At 73.2% G+C, this 13,932-nt stretch carries 11 protein-coding genes; all 11 read left to right on the top strand.

The genetic code is table 11. The features are described 5' to 3' along the window. Window positions 1–41: 41 nt before the first annotated feature. On the top strand, window positions 42–1,970 hold the full coding sequence (locus BX266_RS11835) for a TIGR03960 family B12-binding radical SAM protein (protein WP_099899183.1): 1,929 nt from the start codon (window positions 42–44) through the stop codon (window positions 1,968–1,970). Between the two features lie 93 nt (window positions 1,971–2,063). Next, a complete protein-coding gene (locus BX266_RS11830; RefSeq protein WP_143686912.1) occupies window positions 2,064–2,711 on the top strand; it encodes a hypothetical protein in 648 nt (215 codons plus the stop codon). A gap of 133 nt (window positions 2,712–2,844) precedes the next feature. After that, entirely contained in the window at window positions 2,845–3,618 is a 774-nt protein-coding gene (locus BX266_RS11825; RefSeq protein ID WP_099899179.1) for a TIGR03936 family radical SAM-associated protein, read from the top strand. 361 nt (window positions 3,619–3,979) lie between these two features. Next, on the top strand, window positions 3,980–7,438 hold the full coding sequence (locus BX266_RS11820) for an Rne/Rng family ribonuclease (protein ID WP_099899176.1): 3,459 nt from the start codon (window positions 3,980–3,982) through the stop codon (window positions 7,436–7,438). A gap of 236 nt (window positions 7,439–7,674) precedes the next feature. Then, entirely contained in the window at window positions 7,675–7,992 is a 318-nt protein-coding gene (gene rplU, locus BX266_RS11815; protein ID WP_099899174.1) for a 50S ribosomal protein L21, read from the top strand. A 36-nt stretch (window positions 7,993–8,028) separates the two neighbouring features. Then, window positions 8,029–8,286, top strand: a complete 258-nt coding sequence (rpmA, locus tag BX266_RS11810; protein ID WP_030906548.1) for a 50S ribosomal protein L27 — start codon at window positions 8,029–8,031, stop codon at window positions 8,284–8,286. A gap of 101 nt (window positions 8,287–8,387) precedes the next feature. Next, window positions 8,388–9,848 (top strand): GTPase ObgE, encoded by a 1,461-nt coding sequence (obgE, locus tag BX266_RS11805; RefSeq protein ID WP_099899172.1) that lies wholly within the window; start codon window positions 8,388–8,390, stop codon window positions 9,846–9,848. Window positions 9,849–10,043: 195 nt separating this feature from the next. Then, window positions 10,044–11,180, top strand: coding sequence for a glutamate 5-kinase (gene proB / locus BX266_RS11800; RefSeq protein ID WP_099899170.1), 1,137 nt, complete (start codon window positions 10,044–10,046; stop codon window positions 11,178–11,180). 82 nt (window positions 11,181–11,262) lie between these two features. Beyond that, on the top strand, window positions 11,263–11,742 hold the full coding sequence (locus BX266_RS11795) for a hypothetical protein (RefSeq protein ID WP_099899168.1): 480 nt from the start codon (window positions 11,263–11,265) through the stop codon (window positions 11,740–11,742). A gap of 94 nt (window positions 11,743–11,836) precedes the next feature. Continuing rightward, window positions 11,837–13,120, top strand: a complete 1,284-nt coding sequence (locus BX266_RS11790) for a glutamate-5-semialdehyde dehydrogenase (protein ID WP_099899166.1) — start codon at window positions 11,837–11,839, stop codon at window positions 13,118–13,120. A 139-nt stretch (window positions 13,121–13,259) separates the two neighbouring features. Further along, window positions 13,260–13,853, top strand: coding sequence for a hypothetical protein (locus BX266_RS11785; RefSeq protein ID WP_099899164.1), 594 nt, complete (start codon window positions 13,260–13,262; stop codon window positions 13,851–13,853). Window positions 13,854–13,932: the final 79 nt, after the last annotated feature.

The raw sequence follows: 13,932 nt of genomic DNA, 5'->3' as shown, positions 1-13,932 counted from the left end.
CTGAAGGGTCACTGCTTTTTCTGCCGTAAAGGTCCTTGCGCATGACTGTCGAATCGGTCTTCCCACGCCTGGAGGCCCTCCTCCCGCACGTCCAGAAGCCGATCCAGTACGTCGGTGGCGAGCTCAACTCGACCGTCAAGGACTGGGACGCCTGTGACGTCCGTTGGGCGCTGATGTACCCCGACGCCTACGAGGTCGGCCTGCCCAACCAGGGCACCATGATCCTCTACGAGGTGCTGAACGAGCGCGAGGGCGTGCTGGCCGAGCGCAGCTACAGCGTCTGGCCCGACCTCGAGGCGCTGATGCGCGAGCACGGCGTCCCGCAGTTCACGGTCGACGCGCACCGCCCGATCAAGGCGTTCGACGTGTTCGGCCTGTCGTTCTCCACCGAGCTCGGCTACACCAACATGTTGACCGCGCTCGACCTGGCCGGCATCCCGCTGAACGCCGCCGACCGCACCATGGACGACCCGGTCGTGCTGGCGGGCGGCCACGCCGCGTTCAACCCCGAGCCGATCGCCGACTTCATCGACGCCGCCGTGATCGGCGACGGCGAGCAGGCCGTCCTCGACATCACCGACATCGTCCGCGCCTGGAAGGCCGAGGGCCGCCCCGGCGGCCGCGACGAACTGCTGCTCCGCCTGGCGAAGACCGGCGGCGTGTACATCCCGCGGTTCTACGACGTCGAGTACCTGCCGGACGGCCGGATCGCCCGCGTGGTGCCGAACCGCCCCGGCGTGCCGTGGCGGGTCTCCAAGCACACCGTGATGGACCTCGACGAGTGGCCCTACCCGAAGCAGCCGCTGGTCCCGCTGGCCGAGACGGTGCACGAGCGGATGTCCGTGGAGATCTTCCGCGGCTGCACCCGCGGCTGCCGCTTCTGCCAGGCCGGCATGATCACGCGCCCGGTGCGGGAGCGAAGCATCACCGGCATCGGCGAGATGGTGGAGAAGGGCCTGAAGGCGACCGGCTTCGAGGAGGTCGGCCTGCTCTCGCTGTCCTCCGCCGACCACTCCGAGATCGCCGACATCACCAAGGGCCTGGCCGACCGCTACGCCGAGGACAAGGTCGGCCTGTCGCTGCCGTCCACCCGGGTCGACGCCTTCAACATCGACCTGGCCAACGAGCTCTCCCGCAACGGCCGCCGCTCCGGACTCACCTTCGCCCCCGAGGGCGGCTCCGAGCGGATCCGCAAGGTCATCAACAAGATGGTGTCCGAGGAGGACCTCATCAACACGGTGGCCACCGCGTACGGCAACGGCTGGCGCCAGGTGAAGCTGTACTTCATGTGCGGCCTGCCCACCGAGACCGACGAGGACGTGCTGCAGATCGGCGCGATGGCGAAGAACGTCATCGCCAAGGGCCGCGAGGTCACCGGCACCAACGACATCCGCTGCACCGTCTCCATCGGCGGCTTCGTGCCCAAGCCGCACACCCCGTTCCAGTGGGCCCCGCAGCTGTCCGCCGAGGCCACCGACGAGCGGCTCACCAAGCTGCGCGACTCGATCCGCAGCGACCGCAAGTTCGGCAAGAACATCGGCTTCCGCTACCACGACGGCAAGCCCGGCATCATCGAGGGCCTGCTCTCCCGCGGCGACCGCCGGATCGGCGCCGTCATCCGGGCCGTCTACGAGGACGGCGGCCGCTTCGACGGCTGGCGCGAGCACTTCTCCTACGACCGCTGGATCGCCTCCGCCGAGAAGGGCCTGGCCGGCACCGGCGTCGACGTCGACTGGTACACCACCCGCGAGCGCAGCTACGAGGAGGTGCTGCCCTGGGACCACCTGGACAGCGGCCTCGACAAGGACTGGCTCTGGGAGGACTGGCAGGACGCCCTCGAAGAGGTCGAGGTCGAGGACTGCCGCTGGACCCCGTGCTTCGACTGCGGCGTCTGCCCCCAGATGGACACCCACATCCAGGTCGGCCCGACCGGCAAGAAGCTGCTCCCCCTGACGGTCGTCGACAACTGACGCACCCTCACCCCGGAGCCCCCGTCGCACCCGTGCGGCGGGGGCTCTCGGCTGCGTACTACCATCGGCCGATCGAACGACGGGGGAGCGGCCGTGAGTCAGCAGCAGGGTGGGGGATGCCTGGTCGCGGTGGTGCGGCCGGTCGTGGTCGCGGTGGTGGTGCCGCTGCGGCTGCTGTGGGAACTGGTGGTGCTGGTCTGCCGCGGGATCGGCCGGCTGCTCGACAAGGTGCTGGTGGTGCCGCTGCGGCTGCTGTGGACCTGGGTGCTGTGGCCCTTGTTGAACTGGCTGGTCGTCATACCGCTGGGCTGGCTGCTCAAGTGGCTGGTCGTGGTGCCGCTGAGCTGGCTGTGGAAGCAGGTCGCGGTGCCGGTGCTGCGGGCGCTGTGGCACTACGTGCTGGTCCCGATCGGGCGCGGCACGCGGTACCTGGCGGTCGGCTTCGGCAAGGTGGTCGCCTGGCTGGCGTACTACCTGGTCGCGGTGCCGGTGCGGGCGCTCTGGCGCTGGGTGCTGGTGCCGATCGGCAAGGGCTTCTACCACGGCCTGTGGCGGCCGGTGCTGTTCCCGGTGCTGCGCGCCCTGTGGCTGGCCTTTGTCCGGTCCTGGCGGCTCGGCGGCCGGATCTGGCGCTTCACCGTGGTGGCCCCGTGCCGCTGGGTGCGCCGAGAGGTGTGGTGGCCCGTCAAGGCGGAGATCCGCCGGGTCGCCCGGGAGGTACGGCGGACGCTGCTGGGCTGAGGTACCGCGTACCCTTGGTGAGGACAAGGTCCGGCCGGAGCCGCACGCGGTGCGAGGCCGGACGGGGACAACTGACGAAGGACTGAGCCCCCTGGCACGCCGCACGCCCGACGGTCCGCCGCCCGCGCCGACGGTGCAGCGCATCCGTCTCCGCTACACCAAGCGCGGCCGTCTGCGCTTCACCAGCCACCGGGACTTCCAGCGGGCGTTCGAGCGCGCGCTCCGCCGCTCGGCCGTCCCGATGGCCTACTCCGCGGGCTTCACCCCGCACCCCAAGGTCTCCTACGCGAACGCCGCCCCGACCGGCACCGCCAGCGAGGCCGAGTACCTGGAGATCGGCCTCGCCGAGGCCCGCGACCCGGAGGCGCTGCGCCGCCAGCTGGACGAGTCGCTGCCGCCCGGCCTGGACATCACCGACGCCGTCGAGGTCCGCACCAGCAACTTCGTGGAGCGTCTGGAAGCCTCCGAGTGGCTGCTGCGCCTGCCCGGCGTCGAGCCCGCCGAGGCCGAGAAGGCCGCCGCGGTGTTCCTGGCCGCCGAGGCGGTCGAGGTCCAGCGGATGACCAAGAACGGCCTGCGCACCTTCGACGCGCGCGCCGCGGTCGCCGCCATGGAACTCGCCCCCGAGGGCACCGCGGTTCCTGCGAACGGTGACGACACCGGCACGGACGGTGCGGACGATGTTCGTACGGGTGCTCCCTGTGCGATACTGCGCCTGGTAGTACGACACGCCACACCCGCCGTACGACCCGACGACGTATTGTCCGGTCTCCGTTCGACGGCCGACCTCGCGCCGCCGGTCCCCGCAGAGGTGACCAGGCTGGCGCAGGGGCCGCTCGACGAGCAGACCGGCACGGTGACCGACCCGCTGGCGCTCGACCGCGCCGCGGCCGAGGTCGGCCGGTAGGCCGCCCCGCCGCGCGCATCCGCCGTCCGCCGAGTGGGCGGGAGCGCAGGCACGGAGATCAGCTCCGGGCCTGCGGCTCCCCGGCCCCCGCGGCTCCCCAGGGGAGCGAGCGTCGTCGCGCGCAGGCCCGGCCTCCCCTCGGCCAGGCCCTTGAAAACTGAGAAGACTGGTCAGACCAGAAGACTTTTCGATCCCCCGCGCCCTGCGGAGGGTCGAGCGAGACTACGAGCCCCTGTGCGGCCTCGCGTCCGCACGACGGCACCGTTGGAGCCGGAACCGCCCGAAGGCGGCCGGCTGGTGAATGCGGTGGCGCGTCGTGCGCGGAAGCGGAGCCCGGGGGCCTGACGGGAGACACACCCGCATGCTCGAAAACACCGAACCGCAGCCCGCTGCGGCCGACAACAACGAATCCGACGGCGCGTCCGCGGCCCCGCCGCGTCGCCGTCGCCGGGCGGTCTCCCGCCCGGCCGGCTCCCCGCAGGGCGCCGCGAGCGAGACCGCCGAGACGGTCGTCGCCCCCGCCCCCGCGAGCGAGGCCGAGACCCCGGCCGAGCCGGCCGCCGAGGAGAAGCCCGCCCGGGCCAGGCGCACCCGCAAGCGCGCCGAGTCCCCGGCCGGCGCGCCCGAGGCCGTCACCGCCGAGCCGGCCGCGCCGGCCGCCGAAGAGCCCGTGGCCGAGGAGCCCGTGGCCGAGGACGCCGCGGAGGAGAAGCCGGCCCGCGCCCGCCGCACCCGCAAGCGTGCCTCCGCCCCTGTGCAAACCCCCGCCGCGGTCGAGGAGCCGGCCGCCGAGGAGCCGGCCGTCGAGCCCGAGCCGGTGGTCGAGGAGCAGCCCGCCGCCGAGGCCGAGGCACCGCGCGCCCGCCGCACCCGCAAGCGTGCCTCCGCGCCGGCCCAGACCCCGGCCCCGGTCGAGGAGCCGGCCGCCGAGGAGGAGCCCGCCGAGGAGGAGCCGGCCGTCGAGCCCGAGCCGGTGGTCGAGGAGCAGCCCGTCGTCGAGGCCGAGGCGCCGCGCGCCCGCCGGCGCGCGGTCCGCCCGTCCACCGCGATCTTCCAGGCGCCGGTGTTCCAGGAGCCCGCGCCGTTCACCGCCCCGAAGGCCGCGCCGGCCAAGGCCGAGCCCGCCGCCAAGGCCGAGCCGGTCGCCGAGCCCGCCGCCTCCGGCACGGAGGACGAGGAGTTCGAGTACTCCGGCGTCGGCCGCCGCCGCCGGACCCGCACCGCGGTCCGCGTCCAGCAGCCCGCGAAGGCCGCCCAGCAGCCCGCCAAGGCCGCGAAGACCGCCCAGCAGCCCGCGAAGGCCGCCCCGCAGCCGGTCAAGGCCGCGCCGGCGGTGCAGGCCGAGGAGGCCGAGCCGGTCGAGGCCGAGGCGCCCGCCACCGGTCCGGAGCAGGACGCCGAGTGGGAGGACGACCGCCCGTCCCGTCGCCGCCGTCGCGGTGGCCGTCGCCGCCGCCGCGGTGAGTCCGAGGACGCCCACGAGGGCGCCGAGGCCGAGGCCCACGACGAGGACGAGGACGCCCAGGAGGAGCCCGAGTCGCACGAGGCCGCAGACGAGGACGAGGAGGAGGACGAGCTGGCCGCCGGCCTGTCCTCCTCGCGCCGTCGCCGTCGCCGCCGCCGTCGCAGCGGGGACACCGCCGCCGAGTCGGGGGAGAGCACCGAGGACGGCGTGCGCACCGTGGTGAAGGTCCGCGAGCCGCGCCGCCGCTCCGCCGAGCCGGCGTTCGATCCGGACGAGGTGCAGTCCATCAAGGGCTCCACCCGCCTGGAGGCCAAGAAGCAGCGCCGCCGCGAGGGCCGCGAGCTGGGCCGCCGCCGCGTCCCGATCATCACCGAGGCCGAGTTCCTGGCCCGCCGGGAGTCCGTCGAGCGGGTCATGGTGGTGCGTCAGAACGGCACCCGCACCCAGATCGGCGTGCTCGAGGACGGCGTGCTGGTCGAGCACTACGTCAACAAGGAGCAGGCCACCAGCTACGTCGGCAACGTGTACCTGGGCAAGGTGCAGAACGTGCTGCCGTCCATGGAGGCCGCGTTCGTCGACATCGGCAAGGGCCGCAACGCCGTGCTGTACGCCGGTGAGGTCAACTTCGGCGCGCTCGGCGGCCACAGCGGCCCGCGCCGGATCGAGTCGGTGCTGAAGTCCGGCCAGTCCGTGCTGGTGCAGGTCTCCAAGGACCCGATCGGCCACAAGGGCGCCCGGCTGACCAGCCAGATCTCGCTGCCCGGCCGCTACCTGGTGTACGTGCCCGAGGGCTCGATGACCGGCATCTCCCGCAAGCTGCCGGAGAACGAGCGGGCCCGCCTCAAGCAGATCCTCAAGAAGATCGTCCCGGACGACGCGGGCGTGATCGTCCGCACCGCCGCCGAGGGCGCCTCCGAGGACGAGCTCACCCGCGACGTGCAGCGCCTGCAGCAGCAGTGGGAGGAGATCCAGAAGAAGGCCGCCTCCGGCAACGCCCCGGCGCTGCTGTACGGCGAGCCCGACATGACCGTCCGGGTGGTCCGCGACATCTTCAACGAGGACTTCACCAAGGTCATCGTCAGCGGTGCGGACGCCTGGAGCACGATCCACGACTACGTCTCCAACGTCGCCCCCGACCTCACCGAGCGCCTGCAGAGGTGGACCTCGGACGTCGACGTGTTCGCCACCTACCGGATCGACGAGCAGCTGATGAAGGCGCTGGACCGCAAGGTCTGGCTGCCCTCCGGCGGCTCCCTGGTGATCGACCGGACCGAGGCGATGGTCGTGGTCGACGTCAACACCGGCAAGTTCGTCGGCCAGGGCGGCAACCTCGAGGAGACCGTCACCCGCAACAACATCGAGGCGGCCGAGGAGATCGTCCGCCAGCTGCGGCTGCGCGACCTCGGCGGCATCATCGTGATCGACTTCATCGACATGGTGCTGGAGTCCAACCGCGACCTGGTGCTGCGCCGCCTGCTGGAGTGCCTGGGCCGGGACCGGACCAAGCACCAGGTGGCCGAGGTCACCTCGCTCGGCCTGGTGCAGATGACCCGCAAGCGGGTCGGCCAGGGCCTGCTGGAGTCCTTCTCCGAGCCCTGCGTGCACTGCAACGGCCGCGGCGTGATCGTCCACATGGACCAGCCGCACAGCCACGGCGGCTCCCAGGCCGGCGCCGCCGCCGCGGGCGAGGGCGGCGGCAAGCGCCGTCGCCGGGGCCGCGGCGGGGCCGGCGGTGCGGAGGCCGAGGCGGTCGGGACCACCGAGACGGTCGAGACCGTCGAGGAACTGGAGCCGATCGAGGCGGAGGACCTGGAGATCGTCGAGGCCGAGCCGGTCGAGGCGGTCGCCGAGCCGGTCGCCGAAGCGGCCGCCGAGCCGGTGGTCGAGCAGCCCAGCCTGGTGGAGATCCCGCCCGCCGCCCCGGCGGCCGGCGGCCGCACCCGGCGCCGCGCGGTCCGCAAGGCCACCGCCCCGGCCGGGGCGTCCGGCGAGGCCGAGATCGTGGTGCTGCAGGCCCGCGCCGAGGCCGCGATGGAGGCCGCGCTGAGCGCCGCGGAGAAGTCCGCCGCGCAGGTCGCCGAGGCCGCCGCGGAGGTGACGGCCGAGGCCGTCGCCGAGGTGGAGCCCGAGGCCGAGGTCGCCGTCACGGTCGAGACCGCGGAGCCCGCCGCCGAGGAGGCCCCCGCGGAGGAGGCCCCGAAGAAGCGGGCCGTCCGCAAGACGGCCGCCAAGAAGACCGCGGCGAAGAAGACCACCGCCGCCAAGAAGACCACCGCCCGCAAGACCGCCACCAAGCGGACGAGCGCGGCGGCCAAGAAGGCCGCGGCCGCCGAAGGTGACGGCGCCGCAGAGTGAGCCCCGGGGCCGGGACCACCGCATCAGTGGTGGTCCCGGCCCCGCGCACGGCCCGGTTTGCCCCTGGGTGGACAGATCCGTATTCTTGACCCTCGGCGTGTTGACGCCATGCTCCTGAGCACCTCACCTCCCGGGTGGGAGCCGGTTCACCGGCTTTTCCCGGGGGAGGCGGCCTGTGTCCATACCCAGGCAGCTGGCATCCGGAGTTCCGACCGAGTTAGGAAAGTAGGTACCGCATGTACGCGATCGTTCGCGCAGGCGGCCGCCAGCACAAGGTCGCCGTGGGCGACGTGCTGGAGATCGACCGTATTGACGCCAAGCCGGGTGACTCGGTCGAGCTCTCGACCATCCTCGTCGTCGACGGTGAGTCCGTCACCTCCGACCCGTGGGTGCTCGGCGGCGTGAAGGCTCACGCCGAGGTCGTCGACCAGACCAAGGGCGACAAGATCGTCATCCTGCGCTACAAGAACAAGACCGGCTACCGCCGTCGTCAGGGCCACCGCCAGAAGCACACCGCGGTGCGTATCACCAGCATCGACTCGGTCAGCAAGTAACACTTCCTGCGGTCTTCCTAGAAAGGGGCTAGCCAGATGGCACACAAGAAGGGCGCAAGCTCTACTCGCAACGGTCGTGACTCGAACGCCCAGCGCCTCGGCGTGAAGCGCTTCGGCGGCCAGGTCGTCTCCGCCGGCGAGATCATCGTCCGCCAGCGCGGCACCCACTTCCACCCGGGCGCCAACGTCGGCCGTGGTGGCGACGACACCCTGTTCGCGCTGACCGCCGGTGCCGTGGAGTTCGGCAACCGTCGCGGCCGCAAGGTCGTCAACATCGTGGCCGTCGAGGCCTGAGTCCGTACAGACTCGCTGTGGAGGGTGGGCCGGGATGATCCGGCTCACCCTTCATGCTTTACCGCAGGACACCTTTTTTCTTCGTACTGGAGGCACACCTCATGACCACCTTCGTGGACCGCGTCGAACTGCACGTCGCCGCGGGTAACGGAGGCCACGGCTGCGCCTCCGTGCACCGGGAGAAGTTCAAGCCGCTCGGCGGCCCCGACGGGGGCAACGGCGGCGAGGGCGGCTCGGTGACCCTGGTCGTCGACTCGCAGGTCACCACGCTGCTGGAGTACCACCACTCGCCCAAGCGCAAGGCCACCAACGGCAAGCCCGGCGCCGGCGGCCACCGCACCGGCGCGGAGGGCCAGGACCTGGTCCTGCCGGTGCCGGACGGCACCGTGGTCCTCGACCGCAAGGGCAACGTGCTGGCCGACCTGGTCGGCCACGGCACCAGCTTCGTCGCCGCCCAGGGCGGCCGCGGCGGCCTCGGCAACGCGGCGCTCGCCTCCGCCCGCCGCAAGGCCCCCGGCTTCGCGCTGCTCGGCGAGCCCGGCGAGGCCCGCGACATCGTGATGGAGCTCAAGTCCGTCGCCGACGTCGCGCTGGTCGGCTACCCGAGCGCCGGCAAGTCCTCGCTGATCTCCGTGCTGTCCGCCGCCAAGCCGAAGATCGCCGACTACCCGTTCACCACCCTGATCCCCAACCTCGGTGTGGTGACCGCCGGTTCGACCGTCTACACGATCGCCGACGTGCCCGGCCTGATCCCCGGCGCCAGCCAGGGCAAGGGCCTCGGCCTGGAGTTCCTGCGGCACGTCGAGCGCTGCGAGGTGCTGGTGCACGTGCTGGACTGCGCCACCCTGGAGCCGGGCCGCGACCCGCTCACCGACCTGGAGACCATCGAGGACGAACTCACCCAGTACGGCGGCCTGGAGGACCGGCCGCGGCTGGTCGCCCTGAACAAGGTCGACGTCCCGGACGGTCAGGACATCGCCGACCTCACCCGCGCCTCCCTGGAGGAGCGCGGCTACCGGGTCTTCGAGGTCTCCGCGCTCGCCCACAAGGGCCTGCGCGAACTCTCCTTCGCCCTGGCCGAGATCGTCTCCGCCGCGCGCGCCGCCAAGCCCGTCCAGGAGAACACCCGGATCGTGCTGCGCCCGACGGCCGTCGACGACGCCGGGTTCACCATCGAGGAGGAGGACGGCGCGTACCGCATCCGCGGCGTCAAGCCCGAACGCTGGGTCCGCCAGACCGACTTCGCCAACGACGAGGCCGTCGGCTACCTCGCCGACCGGCTGGCCCGCCTCGGCGTCGAGCAGGAGCTCTGGAAGATCGGCGCCCAGGAGGGCGACACCGTCATCATCGGCCCCGACGACAACGCCGTGGTCTTCGACTGGGAGCCCACCATGGCCGCCGGCGCGGAGATGCTCGGCCGTCGCGGCGAGGACCACCGCCTGGAGAGCCAGCGCCCGGCCGTCGACCGCCGCCGCGAGCGCCAGCGCGGCCGCGACGCGGCGGAGCAGGAGTACCTCGACTTCGAGGCGCTGAGCTCCGGCCGCGAGCAGCTCGACCAGTAGCCGTCACCCGACAGGGGCGCGTGGGGACCTCCCCGCGCGCCCCTGTCGTGCGCCTCCCGCTGCGCCGGCCGCGGGTTTCGGCCCGCCGCGGCCCCGGCCGGTTCGCGTCTCACGCCTCGTCGGCGATTTCGTAACCCGTCTGCCGAATGGCTACATTGCGTGGCGTAGCAGCATCGCGTCGGAAAGGTCGGACTGATGGTGGATCAGTTGCTCCGCGAGGAGGTCGTTTCGGCGCGGCGGATCGTGGTGAAGGTCGGCTCGTCCTCACTGACCACCGCGGCCGGCGGACTGGACGCGGACCGGGTGGACGCCCTGGTCGACGCGCTGGCCAAGGTCCGCGGCGGCGAGCAGGCGCCGGAGATCGTGCTGGTCTCCTCCGGTGCGATCGCGGCCGGCCTGGCGCCGCTCGGACTGGAGAAGCGCCCCAAGGACCTGGCCCGGCAGCAGGCCGCGGCCAGCGTCGGGCAGGGACTGCTGGTGGCCCGGTACACCGCCTCCTTCGCGCGCTACGGGGTGCGGGTCGGCCAGGTGCTGCTGACCGCCGAGGACGCCAGCCGGCGGGCGCACTACCGCAACGCCTACCGGACCCTGGACCAGCTGCTGGCGATGGGCGCGATGCCGATCGTCAACGAGAACGACACGGTGGCCACCGCCGAGATCAAGTTCGGCGACAACGACCGGCTGGCGGCGCTGGTCGCCCACCTGGTGCGGGCCGACCTGCTGGTGCTGCTCTCCGACGTGGACGGCCTGTACGACGGCGACCCGGCGAAGCCCGGCAGCAGCCGGATCGCCGTGGTGCGCGGACCCGACGACCTGGCAGGCGTGGAGGTCGGCAGCGCCGGCAAGGCGGGCGTCGGCACCGGCGGCATGGTCACCAAGGTGGAGGCGGCCCGGATCGCCACCGGCGCCGGCATCCCGGTGGTGCTGACCGCGGCCCGCCACGCCGCGGACGCCCTCGCGGGCCGGCCGACCGGCACCCTGTTCCTGCGCACCGGCAGCCGCTCCGCCGACCGGCTGCTCTGGCTGGAGCACGCCTCCTCGCCGCGCGGCGCGCTGACCCTGGACGACGGCGCGGTGGCGGCGGTGGTGCACGGCGGGAAGTCGCTGCTCCCGGCCGGAGTCACCCGGGTGGCAGGGGAGTTCGTCGCGGGTGATCCGGTCGACCTTCTTGGCGAAAACGGTCACATCGTCGCCCGCGGACTGGTCAACTTTGATGCGAGGGAGTTGCCCCGTCTGCTCGGCCGGTCCACCCGAGAACTGGCCCAGGAGCTCGGCGCCGCGTACGAACGCGAGGTCGTCCACCGCGACGACCTGGTCGTGCTGCGCGGCTGAGCGCGAGCGGCAGGGCCGGTACGGGGGGTGGGAGCAGCGCGGGCCGGGGGGCCCGCGCGACACGCTGAATGGGAGGCCGCCGGTGGTTCGCAGGCGGGAGGAAGCGCTGCCGGGGCAGAGGCCCGAGCGGCGGCTCACCAGCATCGAGGGCGGCCGGGGCGTCGAACAGCAGCAGGAGGACGTGCGGGAACAGGAGGACGTGCGGGAGCCGGAGCAGGAACAGGGCCGGCTGTGGCACGTGGTGCTGAGCGTCGCCGGGGCGGCCGCGCCGCTGCCCGAGCTGCGGACGGCGCTGGAGAAGCTGGCGCACGACCACTCCTTCTTCCTGACGGCCCGCTACGCCGCGGACCACGCCGAGATCCGGTACTGGGAGGAGGCGCGGGACCTGCACGACGCGGCGGCGATCGCGCTGCGGCTGTGGGGCGAGCACAAGGCCAGCGCGAAGCTCCCGGCGTGGGAGATCGTCGGCCTGGAGGTGGTCGACCGGCCGACCTACCACAAGCGGGTCGCGGAGGGCTTCGGGGATCCGCCGCCGCAGCTCGGCGGGGTGCACCCGTACTGACCCGGCGCGCGGGCGCTGCCCGGGCGTTGCTCCGGGTGTCTCAGCGGGCGAAATGTGCGGCGGGCCGACTCGCTCGGCTCGCTAGGCTTGGCGCATGAGCGACCTCACCGCCACCGCCGACAGCCCCGTCCTCGCCGCCGCGCGCCGTGCCCGGGAGGCGGCCGCCGCCCTGGCGCCAGTGCCGCGTTCGGTGAAGGACGCCGCGCTGCTGGCGATCGCGGACGCACTGGTCGCCCGCACCGAGGAGATCACCGCCGCCAACGCGGAGGACGTCGCCCGTGCCCGCGAGGCCGGCACCGCCGAGTCGGTGATCGACCGGCTGACCCTCACTCAGGCGCGGATCGCCGCGATCGCGTCCGACGTGCGCAGCGTGGTCGGCCTGCCCGACCCGGTGGGCGAGGTGGTCCGCGGCTACACCCTGCCGAACGGCCTGGACGTACGGCAGGTCCGAGTGCCGCTGGGCGTGGTCGGCATCATCTACGAGGCCCGGCCGAACGTGACGGTGGACGCGGCCGCGCTCTGCCTGAAGTCCGGCAACGCGGTGCTGCTGCGCGGCTCGGCCTCCGCGTACCGCTCCAACACGGCGCTGGTCGAGGTGCTGCGGGCGGCCGTCGCCGGGGCGGGCCTGCCGGCCGACGTGATCCAGCTGGTGCCGGGCGAGAGCCGCGAGTCGGTGCAGGAGCTGATGCGCGCCCGCGGCCTGGTCGACGTGCTGATCCCGCGCGGCGGCGCCTCGCTGATCCGCACCGTGGTGGAGGGCTCCACCGTCCCGGTGATCGAGACCGGCACCGGCAACTGCCACGTGTACGTGGACGCGGACACCGACCTGGCGATGGCAGTCGACGTGCTGCTGAACTCCAAGGCGCAGCGGGTCAGCGTCTGCAACTCCGCCGAGACGCTGCTGGTGCACCAGGCCGTCGCCGACGCCTTCCTGCCGCTGGCGCTGACCGCCCTCGCCCGGGCGGGCGTCACCGTGCACGGCGACGACGCGGTGCTGAAGGCCGCCGAGGGCACCGGGGTGACGGCCGTCCCGGCGACCGAGGAGGACTGGGAGACCGAGTACCTGTCGCTGGACCTGGCCGCCGCCGTCGTCCCCTCGCTGGACGCCGCGGTCGCGCACATCCGCCGCTGGTCCTCCGGCCACACCGAGGCGATCGTCACCACCTCGCAGGCCGCGGCCCGCCGCTTCACCCAGCTCGTCGACTCCACCACGGTGGCCGTCAACGCCTCGACCCGGTTCACCGACGGCGGCGAGTTCGGCTTCGGCGCGGAGATCGGCATCTCCACCCAGAAGCTGCACGCCCGCGGTCCGATGGGCCTGCCCGAGCTGACCAGCACCAAGTACATCGTCACCGGCGACGGGCACGTCCGCGGCTGACCGCCCCCGGTGCGGACGGGCCGGCCGGCCCGGCTCGGGCTCTTGTCCGGACGGGCCGCCGGGGCCGAATGCGGTACCCGTCCGCACCCGATCGGCGAGACCCACAGACAAACGCCCCGGCCGGTAATACATTGAATCCGTGGCTGAGGATATGGGGGGCTCGCCGTACTCCGACGGCGCCGACCACGGTGATGCGGACGACGAGTTCGCCACCGTGGTCCTCGACGAGAGCTTCGTCCGCTCCGCCGCCGTGCACGAGCCCAGCGCCCGGGAGCGGCAACTCGCCGCCGCCGAGGCCCGGCTCGAGCCGGAACAGGCCGGTGCGGGCCGGAGCCGTGAATCCATCGAATCCACCGAGATCGCCGCGGGGGGCGAGACGCTGCCGCTGGAGCTGCGCCCGCTGCCCGGCGGCCTGGACGAGGACCGCTTCTACCCCGACCCGTGGTCGGGGTGCGACCGCCAGGAACGGCGCACCCGCCGGCTCCGGATGCGCGCCCTCGACCCGCTGCGCGGCGGAACGGTCGCCCAGCAGCGCTGGCACCGGCCGGTGGCGCTGGTCCTGGCGCTGGTGATGGGCATCGGCCTGGTCGCCCTGTCGGTCGCCGCGATCTACCGCGGCGTCGGCGGGGCCCCGCAGTCCCCCGCCCGGCCGACCAGCGGGAGCAGCAGCCCGGGCGCGGTGCCCACCCAGGCCGGGACGCCGTCGCCCGCGGTCGCCGCCCCCGTCGGCTGACGGCGGGTCAGAGCGCCGTCACGCACCGTCGCACGCTCGTTACCCGCGTACCCTCGTCGTGGCGGGCGGGCGAGTCTAC

The sequence above is a fragment of the Streptomyces sp. TLI_171 genome (assembly GCF_003610255.1).
Taxonomy (GTDB): Bacteria; Actinomycetota; Actinomycetes; order Streptomycetales; family Streptomycetaceae; genus Kitasatospora.
Note: the sequence above shows the minus strand (reverse complement) of the source record. Positions and strands in the feature narration are given on the sequence as shown.

Bases quoted from the DNA above. Each gene is read 5' to 3' on its own strand.
- BX266_RS11835 (WP_099899183.1), top strand. From the start codon at position 42: ATGACTGTCGAATCGGTCTTCCCACGCCTGGAGGCCCTCCTCCCGCAC.
- BX266_RS11790 (WP_099899166.1), top strand. From the start codon at position 11,837: ATGAGCGACCTCACCGCCACCGCCGACAGCCCCGTCCTCGCCGCCGCG.
- rpmA (WP_030906548.1), top strand. From the start codon at position 8,029: ATGGCACACAAGAAGGGCGCAAGCTCTACTCGCAACGGTCGTGACTCG.
- rplU (WP_099899174.1), top strand. From the start codon at position 7,675: ATGTACGCGATCGTTCGCGCAGGCGGCCGCCAGCACAAGGTCGCCGTG.
- BX266_RS11820 (WP_099899176.1), top strand. From the start codon at position 3,980: ATGCTCGAAAACACCGAACCGCAGCCCGCTGCGGCCGACAACAACGAA.
- proB (WP_099899170.1), top strand. From the start codon at position 10,044: ATGGTGGATCAGTTGCTCCGCGAGGAGGTCGTTTCGGCGCGGCGGATC.
- obgE (WP_099899172.1), top strand. From the start codon at position 8,388: ATGACCACCTTCGTGGACCGCGTCGAACTGCACGTCGCCGCGGGTAAC.